General features: G+C 72.0%; 18 protein-coding genes. 11 read left to right on the top strand and 7 right to left on the bottom strand.

The window, feature by feature from the left end:
- Positions 1-196 precede the first annotated feature (196 nt).
- Together ACLJOU_RS12360 and ACLJOU_RS12355 are read left to right on the top strand one after the other, a co-directional pair.
- Positions 197-1,348, top strand: coding sequence for a site-2 protease family protein (locus ACLJOU_RS12360; RefSeq protein WP_410566653.1), 1,152 nt, complete (start codon positions 197-199; stop codon positions 1,346-1,348).
- A gap of 65 nt (positions 1,349-1,413) precedes the next feature.
- Positions 1,414-2,244, top strand: coding sequence for a tRNA (adenine-N1)-methyltransferase (locus ACLJOU_RS12355; RefSeq protein ID WP_410566651.1), 831 nt, complete (start codon positions 1,414-1,416; stop codon positions 2,242-2,244).
- Between the two features lie 13 nt (positions 2,245-2,257).
- Here the strand turns inward: ACLJOU_RS12355 and ACLJOU_RS12350 are convergent, their stop codons facing one another.
- Both ACLJOU_RS12350 and ACLJOU_RS12345 read right to left on the bottom strand, forming a co-directional pair.
- Positions 2,258-2,710, bottom strand: a complete 453-nt coding sequence (locus ACLJOU_RS12350; protein WP_410566649.1) for a hypothetical protein — start codon at positions 2,708-2,710, stop codon at positions 2,258-2,260.
- Between the two features lie 13 nt (positions 2,711-2,723).
- Positions 2,724-3,638 carry a hypothetical protein gene (locus tag ACLJOU_RS12345; protein ID WP_410566647.1) on the bottom strand — a complete coding sequence of 305 codons (915 nt, stop codon included), beginning with the start codon at positions 3,636-3,638 and terminating at the stop codon, positions 2,724-2,726.
- Positions 3,639-4,005: 367 nt separating this feature from the next.
- Here ACLJOU_RS12345 and arc point away from each other — a divergent pair, with 367 nt between their 5' ends.
- Positions 4,006-5,808 carry a proteasome ATPase gene (arc, locus tag ACLJOU_RS12340; protein WP_410566645.1) on the top strand — a complete coding sequence of 601 codons (1,803 nt, stop codon included), beginning with the start codon at positions 4,006-4,008 and terminating at the stop codon, positions 5,806-5,808.
- A 52-nt stretch (positions 5,809-5,860) separates the two neighbouring features.
- Here arc and ACLJOU_RS12335 read toward each other — a convergent pair whose 3' ends face one another.
- Positions 5,861-6,787 (bottom strand): DMT family transporter, encoded by a 927-nt coding sequence (locus ACLJOU_RS12335; protein ID WP_410566643.1) that lies wholly within the window; start codon positions 6,785-6,787, stop codon positions 5,861-5,863.
- Positions 6,788-6,863: 76 nt separating this feature from the next.
- On the opposite strand from ACLJOU_RS12335, the gene ACLJOU_RS12330 reads away from it, so the two are divergent.
- On the top strand, positions 6,864-7,688 hold the full coding sequence (locus tag ACLJOU_RS12330) for a DUF3626 domain-containing protein (RefSeq protein WP_410566641.1): 825 nt from the start codon (positions 6,864-6,866) through the stop codon (positions 7,686-7,688).
- Here ACLJOU_RS12330 and ACLJOU_RS12325 read toward each other — a convergent pair.
- A complete protein-coding gene (locus ACLJOU_RS12325; RefSeq protein WP_410566640.1) occupies positions 7,677-8,558 on the bottom strand; it encodes a TIGR03620 family F420-dependent LLM class oxidoreductase in 882 nt (293 codons plus the stop codon). The two genes, ACLJOU_RS12330 and ACLJOU_RS12325, sit on opposite strands and share 12 nt — an antisense overlap.
- A 66-nt stretch (positions 8,559-8,624) precedes the next feature.
- Entirely contained in the window at positions 8,625-8,963 is a 339-nt protein-coding gene (locus ACLJOU_RS12320; RefSeq protein WP_410566638.1) for an ArsR/SmtB family transcription factor, read from the bottom strand.
- A gap of 75 nt (positions 8,964-9,038) precedes the next feature.
- Here ACLJOU_RS12320 and ACLJOU_RS12315 point away from each other — a divergent pair, with 75 nt between their 5' ends.
- The 3 genes from ACLJOU_RS12315 to ACLJOU_RS12305 are packed head-to-tail and all read left to right on the top strand — an operon-like array spanning position 9,039 to position 10,995.
- Positions 9,039-9,374: a hypothetical protein gene (locus tag ACLJOU_RS12315; RefSeq protein ID WP_410566636.1), complete on the top strand. Its 336-nt coding sequence runs from the start codon at positions 9,039-9,041 to the stop codon at positions 9,372-9,374.
- Complete coding sequence (locus ACLJOU_RS12310) at positions 9,371-10,312, top strand: aldo/keto reductase (RefSeq protein ID WP_410566634.1); 942 nt, start codon at positions 9,371-9,373, stop codon at positions 10,310-10,312. The genes ACLJOU_RS12315 and ACLJOU_RS12310 overlap by 4 nt, the downstream gene beginning before the upstream one ends.
- A 53-nt stretch (positions 10,313-10,365) precedes the next feature.
- Positions 10,366-10,995, top strand: coding sequence for a hypothetical protein (locus ACLJOU_RS12305; protein ID WP_410566632.1), 630 nt, complete (start codon positions 10,366-10,368; stop codon positions 10,993-10,995).
- Here the strand turns inward: ACLJOU_RS12305 and ACLJOU_RS12300 are convergent.
- Positions 10,986-11,504, bottom strand: a complete 519-nt coding sequence (locus ACLJOU_RS12300; protein WP_410566630.1) for an NUDIX hydrolase — start codon at positions 11,502-11,504, stop codon at positions 10,986-10,988. The genes ACLJOU_RS12305 and ACLJOU_RS12300 overlap by 10 nt on opposite strands.
- Positions 11,505-11,545: 41 nt before the next feature.
- Between ACLJOU_RS12300 and dop the strand changes: the two genes are divergently transcribed.
- From dop to prcA, 4 genes are all read left to right on the top strand, one after another.
- On the top strand, positions 11,546-13,048 hold the full coding sequence (gene dop / locus ACLJOU_RS12295) for a depupylase/deamidase Dop (RefSeq protein WP_410566628.1): 1,503 nt from the start codon (positions 11,546-11,548) through the stop codon (positions 13,046-13,048).
- An 85-nt stretch (positions 13,049-13,133) separates the two neighbouring features.
- A complete protein-coding gene (locus ACLJOU_RS12290; RefSeq protein WP_003075646.1) occupies positions 13,134-13,328 on the top strand; it encodes a ubiquitin-like protein Pup in 195 nt (64 codons plus the stop codon).
- Between the two features lie 113 nt (positions 13,329-13,441).
- Positions 13,442-14,296 carry a proteasome subunit beta gene (prcB, locus tag ACLJOU_RS12285; protein ID WP_410566626.1) on the top strand — a complete coding sequence of 285 codons (855 nt, stop codon included), beginning with the start codon at positions 13,442-13,444 and terminating at the stop codon, positions 14,294-14,296.
- A 52-nt stretch (positions 14,297-14,348) separates the two neighbouring features.
- On the top strand, positions 14,349-15,155 hold the full coding sequence (gene prcA / locus ACLJOU_RS12280) for a proteasome subunit alpha (RefSeq protein WP_410566624.1): 807 nt from the start codon (positions 14,349-14,351) through the stop codon (positions 15,153-15,155).
- 365 nt (positions 15,156-15,520) lie between these two features.
- Here prcA and ACLJOU_RS12275 read toward each other — a convergent pair whose 3' ends face one another.
- Positions 15,521-16,297, bottom strand: a complete 777-nt coding sequence (locus ACLJOU_RS12275; RefSeq protein ID WP_410566622.1) for a class I SAM-dependent methyltransferase — start codon at positions 16,295-16,297, stop codon at positions 15,521-15,523.

Here is a 16,297-nt window from a genome sequence, read left to right as displayed (position 1 = left end):
GGTCCCTCGATGCCACCAGACCCGGTGACACCACCCCCCGGATCATGCGAGCGACTGGGGGCCTGAGTCATGCCGGGCCTGGTGACCACAGCTCCTTGATCAGGAACTACGAAGAAGGTAACGGGGCGACACCGGTGGGCGACACCGGTGGGGGCGGATCACCCGGGACCCACACGCGGGGCTCTAGGCTCTCCGCATGGCCGCGACCAGTGAACAGGGCACCGGGGGTTCCCGGCAGGCCGTCGTCTCGGACGGCGGTCTCGTGCTGTTCCGGGTCGCCGGGGTGCCGGTGCTGCTCGCGCCCTCCTGGTGGGTCGGCTCGCTGGTCGTCGTCGTGCTCTACGCGCCGCTGGTCGGGCGGCTGCTCCCGGACGCGTCGACGGCGACGTCGTGGCTGCTCGCGGGCGCGTTCGCGCTGCTGCTGGGGCTCTCCGTGCTCGCCCACGAACTCGGGCACTGCCTGGTCGCCCTGCGGCTGGGGATCCCCGTGCGGCGGCTGCGCCTGTTCCTGCTCGGCGGCCTGTCCGAAGTGGCCCGTACGCCGCGGCGCCCCGGTGACGAAGGCCTGGTCGCCGCGGCCGGCCCCGCGGTCTCCCTGCTGCTCGGCGGGTTCTGCGGCCTGCTGATGTTCGCCGTGCCCGCGGACGGCGCGGTCTGGCTCCTGATCGGCGAGTGCGCCGTGGCCAACCTCGCCGTCGGCGTGTTCAACCTGCTCCCCGGGTTGCCGCTGGACGGTGGGCGGCTGGTCCGCGCCGGCGTCTGGGCGGTCACCGGCATCCGCGCCAAGGGGACGCGCGCCGCGGTCGCCGGCGGTGCGGTCGTGGCCGCCGGGCTGCTCGTCTGGGCGCTGTGGGGCCTGGCGACCGCGAGCCCGGACCGCTGGCTGCGGCTGGGTGTCTGCGTCGTGACGGCGTGGTTCGTGATCCTCGGCGCGCGCTCGGAACTGGCCGCCGAAGCGCGCCGCACGTGGCCGGAGGGCCTGGTCCTCGGCGAGCTGGTCCGGCCGGTGCTGCAGCTGCCCGCCGAGAGCCCGGTGTCGGACGCGCTGGCCGCATCGGCCGGGCGCGGCGTGGTCCTGGTCCGCGCCGACGGCGTGGCCGCGGGGCTGCTGGACGAAGGCGCGGCGGAGCGGCTCGCGAGCACCTCGCCGCACGCGCCGGCGGAGCTGGCGGCCGAGCCGATCCGGGCCGAAACCGTCCTCCTGGCGTCGGAGCCGGGGGAGGACGTCGTCGAGCGGGTCCGCGAAACCGCCGCGTGGCAGTTCCTCGTGGTCGACGACGAGGGCCGTCCCGCGGGCGTGCTGCGCCGGGAGGACCTGCGGGCCGCGCTGAACCGCCGCACCCGCTGAGCCCCGCGCCCGCGCCGCCTGCGAAGATTCGACGTCGGCCAAACGGGTTACAGCAGGAGGAAGTGTTGTCGGTCAGCGGACCGTTTCGCGCGGGTGATCGGGTGCAGTTGACCGACTCGAAGGGGCGGCACTACACCCTGACGCTGGCCGCCGGTGGTGAGTACCACACCCACCGCGGCGCGCTGGCCCACGACGACCTGATCGGCCGTCCCGAGGGCTCGGTGGTGACGTCCGCGGGCGGGTCGACCTACCTCGCGCTGCGCCCGCTGCTGCCGGACTACGTCCTCTCCATGCCCCGCGGCGCGCAGGTCATCTACCCGAAGGACGCCGCGCAGATCGTGATGTGGGGCGACATCTTCCCGGGCGCGCGCGTGCTCGAGGCGGGTGCCGGCTCCGGCGCGCTGACGTGCTCGCTGCTGCGCGCGGTCGGCCCGGCCGGGCGGGTGCACTCCTACGAAATCCGCGACGACCACGCCGAACACGCCGAGCGCAACGTGGTGAAGTTCTTCGGCGAGAAGCCGGCCAACTGGTCGCTCACGGTGGCCGACCTGGCGACGCACGAGGGCGAGGTCGACCGCGTCGTGCTGGACATGCTGGCGCCGTGGGACCAGCTGCCGAACGTGGCCGCGCACCTGGTGCCCGGCGGGGTGCTGACGGTCTACGTCGCGACGGTCACGCAGCTGTCGCGCGTCACGGAGTCCCTGCGCGAGCAGCAGTGCTGGACCGAGCCCGAGTCGTGGGAGACGCTGATGCGGCCGTGGCACGTGGTGGGCCTGGCGGTCCGCCCGGACCACCGGATGGTGGCGCACACGGCGTTCCTGCTTACCGCGCGGCGGCTGGCGGACGGCACCGTGTCCCCGCGCGTGTCGCGCCGGCCGAGCAAGGGCAAGGGCTGAGCCGCCGGCCCGCCTAGCCCGGCACGCACCAGCGGCCGTTCTCCTTGTGCAGCGGGAAGGGCGTGTCCTTGACCCCGCCCGCCGCTTCGACGTGCACCTTCGCCGTCGCCGACTCGCCGCGCAGCTCGGGGGGCGCCGTCAGCCGGGCCGTGACCGGGCCGGCCGCGTCCCACGTGCGCTGGAGCCCGGCGAGCGCCTCGGCGGTCTGCGGGCGGCAGGTGAGCTTCCCGAACGCCGCGGAGTCGTGGCGGGCGATCGCGTCGACGATCGCCCGGGCGAGCACCGCCACCGCCGCGGTGTCGGCCTCGTCCGACGCGGCGGACGACGGCGGGCTGGGCCGCGGCGGCGCCGGCGTGGCGGACGCGGCGGGCGGGGCACCGGACGGGGCCACCAGCAGCAGCCCGAGCACCACGCCGGCCCCGGCCGCGCCGGCGAGGACCAGCCCGGCGACGTACGGGCGGTTCACCGCCGCCGGGCGCTCACGAGCCGTCCGCCCGAACGTTGGACAGGCACCAGAGCCCGGATTCCTTCTGCGCCGACATCGTGCCGACCTTGGTCTTGCTGCCGTCGGTGGCGGAGTAGCGGACGGTGGCCTTGTCGCCGGTCTCCTCCGGCGTGCCGGTCAGCTTCACCGTGACCTTCGGGATCTGGCCCGTCGTGCCCTCGTAGACGCTGCGGCAGATGACGTCGCCCAGCGCCTTCTCGTCGCCCGCGTTGTAGGCGGAGATGGTCGAGTCGAACAGCTCCTGGGAGCTCGCCTTGCCGCCGGGGGCCGGGCCGCCCGCCGGCTTGCTCTTCGACGTCGGGCCGGTCGGCGAGGTCGTCTTCGGCTTGGGCGAGGAGGACTTCGGTGCGGACGTCGGCGCCGCCGAGCTGCTGCTCGCGGGCGGGGCGGCGGTCGGCTCGTCGTCGCGGTTGGCGAGGACGAAGGCGGTCACACCCCCGCCGACGAGCACCACCGCGGCCACCGCGATGCCGACGATCAGGCCGGTCTTCTTCTTCCGCGGCGGCGGTGCTTCACCGAAGCCGCCACCGCCGTAGGGGTCGTGACCGCCGAAGGCCTGCGGCGGCTGACCCCACTGGTCCGGCTGGCCGTACTGCTGGGGCTGAGGGCCCGTCTGCGGCGCGTAACCGCCCTGGCCGGACTGGTCGTACCCGCCGGGCTGGCCGTACTGCTGGGTCCCGTCGTACGGGCCGGGCTGGCCGTACTGCTGGGTTCCGTCGTAGGGTCCGGGCTGCCCGAACTGCTGGGTGCCGCCGCCGTAGCCGGGCTGGGGCTGGGAACCGCTCTGGGGGTGGCCGCCGGGCTGCTGGCCGTACGGCCCGGGCTGCTGCTGCCCGTAACCGCCGGGCTGCTGCCCGTAGCCGCCCGGTTGCTGCGGCGGGTAGGTCATGACTGGTGCCCCCTAGCGTTCCTTCGGTAGCGCCCGGCCGTCGGGCCCGGCACAGCGTCGCCCGATGCTAGCCACCGGGCCCGGCCGCCGCGCGGTTAGGGCGGAACTGGCCGGAATCGCCCGGGTTCCGCGCCTGGGTTGGCGCTCCGGGGGGCGGGGTACTCCCGGCGTGCTTGCTTGTTCCCGGCCTGTCCGGACCCGCGACACACCGGCGCCACGGCACCGAAATGGCCGCTTGCGCTGCGGGAATGTCCGTGCTGGGGACGGTCGGCAAACCGCGACGCGCCGATCTTGTGATCCGGAAAGGCCTTTTCTTGTCGGTGATCGCCGGTACCGTGGAATGAAAAGCACTCCGAGGAGGTGCCCGATGCATCATGACCTTCCCGGAGGTCGGCGCGAGGAGGCCGACCCTTCAGCAACATCCGGAGCTGGGACGACGGCGGACGAGCAGGCTCGGCAGATCCGTTTTCTCGAGGAAGAAGTGGCGCTGCTGCGCCGCAAACTGACGGACTCGCCACGGCAGAACCGCGTTCTCGAACAGCGGCTCGCCGAGGCCTCGGAAAGGGTGAGCCAGCTCACCGAACGCAACACCAAACTGGTCGAAACGCTGCGCGAAGCGCGAGGACAGCTCCTCGCTCTCCGCGAAGAGGTCGACCGGCTGGCCCAGCCACCGTCCGGGTACGGCGTCTTCGTCGAGGCGTACGAGGACAACACGGTGGACGTCTTCACGGCCGGCCGGAAGATGCGGGTGTCGGTTTCGCCCGCGGTGGAGATCTCGTCGCTGCGCCGCGGCCAGGCGCTGCGGCTCAACGAGGCGCTCACCGTGGTCGAAGGCGGCGGTTTCGAACGCACCGGTGAGGTGTGCGCGCTGCGCGAAGTGCTCGCACCGGACGTCGAGGGCGGCAGCCCCCGCGCCCTGGTGGTCGGGCACGCGGACGAGGAGCGGGTGGTCCTGCTCTCCGACCTGCTGGCCGAGCAGCCGCTCAAGCCGGGCGACTCGCTCCTGGTCGACTCCAAGGCCGGCTACGCGTACGAGCGCGTGCCGAAGGCGGAGGTCGAGGACCTGGTGCTGGAGGAGGTGCCCGACGTCCGCTACGAGGACATTGGTGGCCTCACCCGGCAGATCGAGCAGATCAGGGACGCGGTCGAGCTGCCGTTCCTGCACGCCGACCTGTACCAGGAGTACCAGCTGCGGCCGCCGAAGGGCGTCCTGCTGTACGGCCCGCCGGGCTGCGGCAAGACGCTCATCGCCAAGGCGGTGGCGAACTCGCTGGCCAAGAAGGTGGCGGCGGCGCGGGGCGACAACGCGGACGGGAAGTCCTACTTCCTGAACATCAAGGGTCCCGAGCTGCTCAACAAGTTCGTCGGGGAGACCGAGCGGCACATCCGCCTGATCTTCCAGCGGGCGCGCGAGAAGGCCTCCGAGGGCACCCCGGTGATCGTGTTCTTCGACGAGATGGACTCGATCTTCCGGACCCGTGGGTCGGGCGTTTCGTCCGACGTCGAGACGACGATCGTGCCGCAGCTGCTGTCGGAGATCGACGGTGTCGAAGGCCTGGAGAACGTCATCGTCATCGGCGCCTCCAACCGCGAGGACATGATCGACCCGGCGATCCTGCGGCCGGGCCGGCTCGACGTCAAGATCAAGATCGAGCGTCCGGACGCCGAAGGCGCGAAGGACATCTTCTCCAAGTACCTGGCCGAAGGCCTGCCGATCCACGCCGACGACCTCGCCGAGTTCGGCGGGGACCCGAAGGCGACGTTCGACGCGATGATCCAGCACACCGTCGAGCGGATGTACGAGGAGAGCGACGAGAACCGGTTCCTCGAGGTGACCTACGCCAACGGGGACAAGGAAGTCCTGTACTTCCGCGACTTCAACTCGGGCGCGATGATCCAGAACATCGTGGACCGGGCGAAGAAGTCGGCGATCAAGTCGGTGCTCGAGACGAAGCAGCCGGGTCTGCGCGTCCAGCACCTGCTCGACGCGATCGTCGACGAGTTCGCGGAGAACGAGGACCTGCCCAACACCACCAACCCGGACGACTGGGCCCGGATCTCCGGCAAGAAGGGGGAGCGGATCGTCTACATCCGCACGCTCGTCACCGGCAAGAACCAGGACTCGGGGCGGGCGATCGACACCGCCACGAACACCGGTCAGTACCTGTAGGGATCGAACGCGCGATGGGGCGGCTGGTGATCCAGCCGCCCCATCGCCGTGTCTAGCGGCGGACCAGGTCGGCGTCGGCCGGAGTTGAGCGGCGCAGGCGCAACTTCCCGCGCGCGGCGAGGATGCCCAGCACGACGAGCAGCGCCCCGGCCGGCTGGTTCCAGCTCACCGGCTCACCCAGCACCAGCACGCCGAGCAGCACGCCGACCACCGGCGTCAGGTACGTCACCGCGGAGGCGTTGGCGGCGCCCCAGGCCGCGATGATGCGGACGTTCCACACGTAGGCCAAACCCGTGCCGAACACGCCGAGCGCCACCATGCTCGCCACCACCGGCAGGTTCAGGTGCACCGGCGTCGCCGCGATCGCCGGCGCCAGCAGCCCCAGGATGACCGTTGCGGACGCCGTCTGCCCGAACGCGACGACCACCGGGTCCGTCCCACGGGGTGAGAGGAACCGGCGCATGTAGACGAAGCAGGCGCCGTAGCAGGCGGTCGCGCCGAGGCAGGCGAGCTGGGCCGTCAGCTGGTGGGTCACGTCGACGCCGTGCCACACCCCGACGATCGTGAGCACGCCGGCGAACCCCAGCAGCAGCCCGAGCACCCGCGGCGGCGTGAACCGCTCCTCGGGCAGCGCGACGGCCGCCAGCAGCATCGTGACCAGCGGCGTCGTCGCGTTGAAGATGCTCGCCAACCCGGACGAGATGTACTGCTCCGCCCACGAGAACAGCAGGAACGGCACCACGCACAACAGCACCGACACGACCGCGAGGTGCCCCCACAGCCCGGGATCACGGGGCAGCGGCCGCCGGCGCGCGACGAGGACGACGGCCAGCGCCAGCGCGCCCAGCGCGACCCGGGCGAGCGCGACCTGGGCGGGGGACAGCCCGGTCAGCCCCACCTTGATGAACAGGAAACTCGCACCCCACACGACGGCCAGCAGCGCGAACCGCACCGTGACCCCGAACTCCGCCCGTTGCATGGCCGCAGTCAAACCGGGGAACCGCCCGCGAAGCCAGTGGTTTTCCGACGCCGTGTTGTGTATAACGACCTATCCCATGGGGCACGAATGGCGGACCGCGGTCGAACACGTCGCCGGCCGGGCGACCGGACCACCGCTGCCGGAGGACCTGGAGGTCACGGTCCACTTCCACCCGGACCGGCTGGTGGGCGCCGTGCCGCTCCTGCGGCACTGGCTGACCGACGGCGTCTACCGCTCGCAGTTCGAGACCGGCACCGGCAACGGCGGCCTGACCGCGCACCCCGGCGGCGCCCGGTGGCACTGGGAACACCGGATGTTCGGCGGCGTCTACGACGGGCTGCCGCCGTCCGAGCGCCCGAAGTACGGCTCGCTCGACTACCGCCGCCGTCCCGCCGGCGGCTCCGTGCGGTTCGGTTCGGCGCACTTCCGGCTCGAACGGCACGTGCTGGAGCGCACGACGTTCTGCTACCCGGACAGCTTCCGCGACCCGGCGCACTTCGGCACGCGGGCGCACATGCCGCTGATCCCCCTCGTCGAAGCGGACGCGCCCGACGAGCTCGACGACTACATCGAGGCCCACGTCCACGGCCCGCTCCGGCTGCCCGACGACGTCGCCGCCCTGGTGCTGGACCCGTCCTTCCGGGGCACCGACGTCGAGGCGGCGGCCGCGGAGTTCCGGTGCCCGACGTACTGGCACCACGGGTTCCGGCTCCCGGTGGCCAAGCTCGCCGAGCACGCGGACTACCGCGGTGCGGAGGCCGTGCGGGCCGGCGAAGCCATCGCCGAGGACGGGTGGCTCGACGCGCGCATCATCGGTGACGCCGTCCGCGCCGGCCGGCACGACCCCCAGGTGCTCAAGCGCGTGTGGCACTGCACCGCGCGGTTCGGCCTACGCGGGTAGCAGCGCTTCGGTCAGCCGGCGCCAGTGCGGCATGGCCGACGTCCCCGGCTCGACCCCGATCACCTGGACGCCGACGTGGTCGGCGCCCGCGTCGAGGTGTCCGCGCAGCTTCGCGGTGATCGTGTCGAGGTCGCCCCAGAACACGAGGTCGTCGACGAGGCGGTCGCTGCCGCGCCCGCCGTCGAGGTCCGCCTCCGGGTAGCCCAGCCGCCGGAACTTGGCGATGTTGTACGGAGAGGTGAGGTACGGGTGCAGGTGGGCGCGGGCGATCTCCCGGGCCCGGGCCGGCTCGGTCTCGAAGAGCACGGCGTGCTCGACGCCGAGGAACGGTTCGGCGCCGAGGATTTCCCGCGCCTGCGCCGTGTGTTCCGGGGTCACGTGGTAGGTGTGCGCACCCGCGGACCGGTCGCGGGCCAGCTCCAGCATCTTCGGGCCGTAGGCGGCGAGGATCCGCCGCATCGGAGCGCGCGGCGCGGGGTTGACCTTCGCGTCGGTGTCCAGGGCGTCGAGGTAGTCGTTCATCGCCCGCAGCGGCTTCACGCCGGGCTTGCCGGCGCCGAAGCCGAGGCCCAGCAGGTGGCGGTCCGGGTAGGCATCGGCCAGCAGGAGGGCCCCGCCGCGGGTCCACTGCGCCTCGCGCGACCAGATCTGGGCGATGCCGTTGACGACGGTGAGGCGTTCGGTGGCCGAGAGCAGGAAGCCGGCGTGGGTCAGGGCCTCCCGGCCTTCGCTCTCCGGGATCCAGATCGCCGGCCAGCCGAGTTCTTCCAGCTCCTGCACCGAATCCCGGATCAGGCCGGCCGGCTGGTCCTCGAAGTCGAACGTCCAAATCCCGTAGCGGCCGAGCCGCATGTTCTCGATCATACCCATAAATCGAAGTATCGCAGATCTTCGATATGACAGGCAAGCGGGGGCCGCGGGGGAGAGGGGAGTGGATCAGAGGGTGCGGCCGAGCAGGTCGACAAGCCCGGCGATCCGGGCTTCGTCCCGCTTGTAGTGCGTCCACTTGCCGACGCGCGTCGCCCGCACCAGGCCGGCGCGCTGCAGTTCGGCCATGTACGCCGAGACCGTCGACTGCGCCAGCCCCGTCTTCTCCTGGATGTGCGTCACGCACACGCCCACTTCGACGGGATCGGCGATGGCCCGGTCGACGGGGAAGTGCCGCACCGGCTCCCGCAGCCACCGCAGCACCTGCAGCCGCACCGGATTCGCGAGCGCCTTGAACACGTCGAGCAGCGGCTCGACGTCGGCTTCGGGTTCGGTGTGCGCAGTCATGGGCTTCGGGATCAGCATAACCGCCCCGGCGTGTGCTGTGCCGAACCGAGCGTATAACGACCTATACTCGCCGGCGTGAGCGAAGAAACCCGGCCCCGTGCCCCCATCACCGAAGCCGACGTCCTGGCCTGGCTGGAGACGACGGCCGCCGCCGTCGAGGCGGGGGAGGTGAGTGCCCCGGAGCTGATCGACATGCTGGGCGAACTCCGCCGCGCGTCCGCGGCCTGCGCCGACGCCTCGGACTGGCTGCTGCTCGCGGCCCGTGAAGGCGGTGCGAGCCTCCGGCAGATCGCCCCCGTCTTCGGCAAGGGCTACGTCCGGGCCCCCGCCGCGCGCCTCGAGAAGCTGCACCGCCAGGCGCAGACGGCGGGGCAGTGGCTGGCCATCCTGCGGCACAAGCAGACGGCGTGAGCGCGCGCGTGGACCGCATCGCGCTCGGCCTGGCGGCGCTGGGCCGTCCCGCGTACATCAACCTGGGCCGCGACGGGGCGCTGCCGCCGGTGCGGGACGTCGCTTCGATGCGCGCGGCGACGTTCGCGGTGCTCGACGACGCGTACGCCGCGGGCGTCCGGCACGTCGACGTCGCCCGGTCGTACGGGCGCTCCGAGGAGTTCCTGGCCGGGTGGCTCGCCGACCGCGGCCACCTGGACGTGGAGATCTCCAGCAAGTGGGGCTACGCCTACGTCGGGCAGTGGCGGCTCGACGCCGAGGTGCACGAGGTCAAGGAGCACTCGGCGGCGCGGTTCGCCGCGCAGTGGGCGGAAACCCTGGCGCTGCTGGGGGACCGGGTGCACCTCTACCAGGTCCATTCGCTCACTGTGGACAGTCCGCTGTTCACCGACGAGCCGTTGCTCGAAGCGCTGGCGGAGCTCTCCGCGAACGGGGTGGCGGTGGGCTTTTCGACGTCCGGGCCGGCCCAGGCGGACGCGGTCGAGCGGGCGTTCGCGCTGGAAGTGGCCGGGCAGCCGGTGTTTTCCGCGGTGCAGTCGACGTGGAACCTGCTGGAGCCGTCGGCGGGCCGGGCCCTGGCGGCGGCGCACGCGGCCGGGAACCGGGTGCTGGTCAAGGAAACCCTGGCCAACGGCAGGCTGGTCGTCGAGGCCCCGCCCGCCGTGCGGGAGATCGCGGCCGCCCGCGGGACCGGGCCGGACGCGGTCGCGGTGGCCGCGGTGCTGGCGAACGGCTGGGTGGACCGGGCGGTCATCGGCCCGGCGAGCCCGGCGCAGCTCGAGACGAACCTGCGGGCCACGGCCCTGGAGCTGACCGCGGCCGAACGTGACGCGCTGTCCGCGCTCGCCGAAGAGCCCGGGGCGTACTGGCGACACCGGTCCTCGTTGGAGTGGGACTGAGGGGCTGCACTACCCTTCGCAGGCACGCCACGGACGACAGGAGGCCGGAGCAGGTGCGTCATCGGCAGGCGATCGCGTTGGCCGCGGTCGCGTTGGTCGGCCTCACGGGCTGCGAAGGGCCCGACCCGGACAACCTCGAGACGTACTACGACGATCCGGTCCCCGCCACTTCGACGGCGCCGCCTCCCTCGCCCACTCCGGGCGCCCCGGTGAGCCCCGCGAAGGCGGCTCCGGTCACGCCGTCTCCGGTCGTGCCCGATGCGGGCCGGCTCGCGGAGCAGGCGCTGCTGTCCGACGCCGACGTCGCCGGAGAAGGCGTCCAGCCGGGCTCGGCCGCGGCTTCGGGGTGCCTGGCGGACGGGCCGTCGGCGGGCAGCCGGACCGCGACCTGGCGCTACTCCACCGGATCGGTGCTGAGCCACCGCGTCGTGGTGTTCCCGGACCGATCGGCCGCCCGGGCCGTCGCGGAAAACGAGTGCGCGGGCAAGACGGTGAGCGTCCCGGTCCAGCCCGGCGTCGAGGTGCAGCAGGCCCGGTGCGACGGCAAGACCTGCACGGTCCTGCTGGCCAAGGGAAGGCTCGTGTCCGAGCTGACGGTCTCGGCGAGCACGGAGGCCAGGGCGGTCAACGCGGCGAAGCGCTTGCTGCCGGCGATGACGGCGAAGCTCGCCGCTCAGCCGTAACGGCGGAACCACTCCTGGACGCCTTCGCGGCCGTCGGGGATGAAGGGCAGCTCCGGGGCCGGGTCGTCGACCCAGGCGCGGAGCTCGTCGAGGCGGATCCAGCGGCCTTCGACGATCTCCTCGGCCTGGTGGCGGATGGGGCCGTCCCAGCGGACCTCGAAGGCGAAGTTGTGGCAGCGGTTGCGGCCGTCGTCGTAGACCTTGGTGAACAGCGGCACGGGTTCCACCCCCTGGACGCCGAGTTCTTCGGCGAGTTCGCGGCGGGCGCACTCGGCCGGGGTCTCGCCGGCGGCGACCACGCCGCCCGCCCAGCAGTCCCAGGTCGAGGGGAACACGTCCTTGCCGGGGGTGCGGAGGTGCACGTAAACGGCTTCCCCGTCACCCGAACGGACCAGGACGACGCCGGCGGCGTGCCACAGCGCCTCGGCGCGGACCCGCGCCCGGGTGGCCGTGCCGACCACGGCTCCGGCCTGGTCATAGAGGGCAACGAGTTCGTCACTGCCTGGCATGGGTGCATCGTTCCACTAGGACGACCCCGTAGGGTGGTGACATGCGGCGGATCATGGGAACCGAAGTCGAGTACGGCATCTCCGTGCCGGGCGACGCGACGGCGAACCCGGTACTCACCTCCACCCAGGTCGTGCTGGCGTACGCGGCGGCGGCCGACATCCCGCGCGCCCGGCGGGCGCGGTGGGACTACGAGGTGGAGAGCCCGCTGCGGGACGCGCGCGGGTTCGACCTGACCGGCCCGGGCGGACCGGGGCACGACCCGGACGTCGAGGACCTGGGCGCGGCGAACGTCATCCTGACCAACGGGGCCCGGCTGTACGTCGACCACGCGCACCCGGAGTACTCGGCGCCCGAGGTGACGAACGCGCGCGACGCGGTCATCTGGGACAAGGCCGGCGAGCGGGTGATGGAGGAGGCGGCGATGAAGGCCGCCTCCGTGCCCGGCCAGCCGCAGCTGCAGCTGTACAAGAACAACGTCGACGGCAAGGGCGCGAGCTACGGCACGCACGAGAACTACCTGATGGCGCGGTCGACGCCGTTCACCGCGGTGATCGCGGGCCTGACGCCGTTCTTCGTGTCGCGGCAGGTCGTGACCGGCTCCGGCCGGGTCGGGATCGGCCAGCAGAGCGAAGAGGCCGGGTTCCAGCTCTCCCAGCGTGCGGACTACATCGAGGTCGAGGTCGGCCTGGAGACCACGCTCAAGCGCGGGATCATCAACACGCGCGACGAGCCGCACGCGGACGCGGACAAGTATCGGCGGCTGCACGTCATCATCGGCGACGCGAACATGTCGGAGTACTCGACGTACCTGAAGGTCGGGACGACGGCGCTGGTGCTGGACCTGATCGAGTCCGGCATCCGGTTCGACGACCTGAAGCTGGACGAGCCGGTCAAGGCCGTCCACCAGATCAGCCACGACCCGACGCTGAAGAAGCAGGTGGCGCTGGCCAACGGCAAGAAGTACACCGGGCTGGACCTGCAGTTCGCCTACCACGAGATCGCTTCGCAGAACCTGGAGCGCACGGACGCCGACCAGGCCTCGAAGGAGGTCCTGCGGGTCTGGGGCGAGGTGCTGGACGCGCTGGCGCGCGACCCGCAGGAGTGCGCGGACCGGCTGGACTGGCCGGCCAAGCTGCGGCTGCTGGAGGGTTATCGGCAGCGCGACCAGCTGGCCTGGGGCGCGCCGCGGCTGCGCCTGGTCGACCTGCAGTACTCGGACGTGCGGCTGGCGAAGGGCCTGTACAACCGGCTGGTGACGCGCGGGTCGATGAAGCGGCTGGTCACGGAGGAGGAGGTGCTGGCCGCGGTGACGACGCCGCCGTCGGACACGCGCGCCTACTTCCGCGGCCGGGCGCTGGAGAAGTACGCGACCTCGATCGCGGCGGCTTCGTGGGACTCGGTCATCTTCGACGTTGGCAAGGAGTCGCTGGTGCGGATCCCGACCCTGGAGCCGCTGCGGGGCACGAAGGCGCACGTCGGCAAGTTGCTGGACAACGCGGCGACGGCTGAAGAGCTGGTGGAGGCGCTCACCGGTTCGGACTAGGCGGTTGGCACACCGATCGCGGCGTTGCCCCGAATGTCGGGGCCGCTGGGTAGGCTAGGAAACATCAGCCACACCGGGAGGCGAGATGGCCCAGGAAAAGATCGAAAAGCACGGCGGTGGTGACTCCGACGAGGAGTTCGAAGACACCGGCGCGGCGGGTCAGGAGCGGCGCGAGAAGCTCGGCGAGGACGTGGACACGATCCTCGACGAGATCGACGACGTGCTCGAAGAGAACGCCGAGGACTTCGTCCGGGCCTACGTGCAGAAGGGCGGCGAATAGCCGCTCGGGGGCACTGCCGCCCCCGCCGACCGTTCAGCCGGCGGCCGGGGCTCCGCGTGGCGTTTCTCGCGCGCGGGGCGTCCGGCCCGCACAGATGGGATTTTTGAGCACGTATGGACAACACCAGGGGCATCTCGGGTCCCGCGCTGCCGGCCCCGTACTTCTCGTCGGCGACGTCGTCGTTTTCGGACTTCTTGCGGGTGCAGGCGCCGGAGCTGCTTCCGGAGCGGCGGGTGTCGGGCGGTGCGGCCGAGCTGGGCGTGCCGCACGGGACGACGATCGTCGCGTGCACCTTCGCCGGCGGCGTGCTGATCGCGGGTGACCGGCGGGCGACGTCGGGGAACCTGATCGCCAGCCGCGACATCGAGAAGGTGCACGTCACCGACGAGTATTCGGCGGTCGGCATCGCGGGCACGGCGGGGCTGGCCGTGGAGATGGTGCGGCTGTACGCGGTCGAGCTGGCGCACTACGAGAAGATCGAAGGCGTTTCGCTGTCGCTGGACGGCAAGACGAACAAGCTGGCCGGGATGGTCAAGGCGAACCTCGAGATGGCGATGGCCGGGCTGGCCGCGATCCCGTTGTTCGTCGGGTACGACCTGGAGGCCGAGGACGCCAAGCACGCCGGCCGCATCGTGTCGTACGACGCCGCGGGCGGGCGCTACGAGGAGAACGGCGGCTACGCGGGCATCGGCTCGGGTTCGCTGTTCGCGAAGTCGGCGCTGAAGAAGCTGCACGACCCGGACGCCGACGTCGAAGGCGCGGTGCGGGTGGCGGTGGAGGCCCTGTACGACGCGGCGGACGACGACACGGCGTCGGGCGGCCCGGACCTGGTGCGCCGGATCTTCCCGAGCGTCGTGACGATCACCGCGGAGAAGGGCGCCGTCCAGCTGTCGGAGTCGGAGACGGCGGCCGTGGCCGAAGCGGTGGTGGCCGGCCGCATCGAGCGCCAGCAGCGCCGGCTGTCCTGACCGGAGCCGGACCAGTGAACGTTGGAACACCGAAAGACCTGGAGCGCACACCGTGACGATGCCGTTGTATGCCTCTCCCGAGCAGCTGATGCGGGAGCGTTCCGAGCTGGCGCGCAAGGGCATCGCGCGCGGCCGGAGCGTGGTGGTGCTGAAGTACGCGGGCGGCGTGCTGTTCGTGGCGGAGAACCCGTCGGCGACCCTGCACAAGGTCTCCGAGATCTACGACCGCATCGGCTTCGCCGCGGTCGGGCGCTACAGCGAGTTCGAGAACCTGCGCGTGGCGGGCATCCGCCACGCGGACCTGAAGGGCTACCAGTACGACCGGCGTGACGTGAGCGCCCGGGCACTGGCGAACGCGTACGCGGCGACGCTGGGCAGCATCTTCACCGAGCAGTTGAAGCCGTTCGAGGTGGAGATCTGCGTGGCGGAGGTCGCCGCGAGCTCGGCGGAGGACCAGCTGTACCGCTTGACGTACGACGGTTCGATCTTCGACGAGCCCCAGTACGTGGTGATGGGCGGCCAGACGGACAAGATCTCGGCCAAGCTGAAGGAGACGTTCGAGGACGGCCTGGACCTCCAGGCGGCCCTGGGCGTGGCGGTGGCGGCGTTGCGAACCCCGAGCCAGCCGGCCCCGGCGACCTCCGCGGGCTCTGCGTCCGGCTCGGCCTCGTCATCGTCGGCGGGAGCCGCGGCGAACGGAAACGGCGAGGCGGACCCGATCAAGCTGGAGGTGGCGGTCCTGGACCGCGACCGCCCCCGCCGCGCATTCCGCAGGCTGACCGGAACAGCGCTGGACACGCTCCTGCCGGTCCCGGACCCCCAGGGCGAGGAGCCGGAGAGCAAGCTGGAAGCAGAGTAAGAGCACAACCGAAGCGGGGCGCAGCCGAGAGGCGCGCCCCGCTTCGGCGATTCGGGCCGCAGCAGAACGGCGAGCGATCGCGGCGTCGCAGCCCGGGAGCCCCTGCGCACCGCCAAACAAGAGTGCGGGCATCGGTGAGCCGAAAGCCGACGTGAGCACATCAAGGCCCGAAGGGCCTCCGACCACACCCCCCTGCCGACCCGATACGCAGCCGCATCAGCGGCCGACAGGCTGTGTCAAGGCACGCTTTCCCGCCTTGACACAGCCTGTCGGCCGTTGAACAATCCGGCGTTCGGGCCGGCGGGGAGACCCCGGCAGGGCTGACCGCGGCAGGGCAGACCCCGGCAGAGCTACCCCCACCAGAGCTACCCCGCTCGCCGCGCAACAGCCAGCAGATGAGCACTGGTCTCGACAACCCGAGGATCCCGTTCCACGATCCGCGCGGCCCGCAGAGCGGAATCGACAAGGTCACCGAACCGCCCCAGCCCGGCGGCATCAAGAGCAGGCCAAGCCGGCCCCTCGACCCCGAACACCTCGACCTGCGAAAACCCCGCGGCACCGACTTCCTCCCGCAGTTCCCCGGCGGTGTGCCAGTGCGTGGCGACGAACCCGGCATGCCCGTCATAGGCACCGGTCGAGATGACCTCCCGGACCGGAGCGACCCGCGAAGCGGTGAGCGTCCCCCCGGCACCGGTCTCCAGCAGCGACAGATAACGGCTGATCCCCGCCGCCGCGAGCACCCCACCCGGCCGCAGCGCCCGACGCGCCTCGGAGAGCGCCCGCGCCCGATCGGCGCCGTCGACCAGGTGGTAAAGCGGCCCGAGCAGCAACACCACGTCGAACGCACCGTCCGGGACGCCGAGACGCCGAGCGTCCCCGACCTCGGCGGTCACCCCCGGCAACGTCGCCGCCTGCGAAACGTGGTCCGCGACTACGTCGACCAGATGGACGTCGTGCCCGTCCGCGGCCAGCCACCCGGCGTGCACCCCGGTCCCACCGCCGACATCCAGGACCCGGGCGCGGGCGGGCAGGAACCGGCGCAGCAGCTCCTGGGTACGCAGGTACTCCAACCGGCCGTGCGGGGTCCGGATCAGCCGCGTGCGCTCCGCCGGCCCACTCCCGTAGGCAACCTCGAGATCCAC

The sequence above is a fragment of the Amycolatopsis sp. cmx-4-61 genome (assembly GCF_046548775.1).
GTDB lineage: Bacteria > Actinomycetota > Actinomycetes > Mycobacteriales > Pseudonocardiaceae > Amycolatopsis.
The sequence above is the reverse complement of the archived record's forward strand: the minus strand, read 5'-3'. Positions and strand labels throughout refer to the sequence as shown.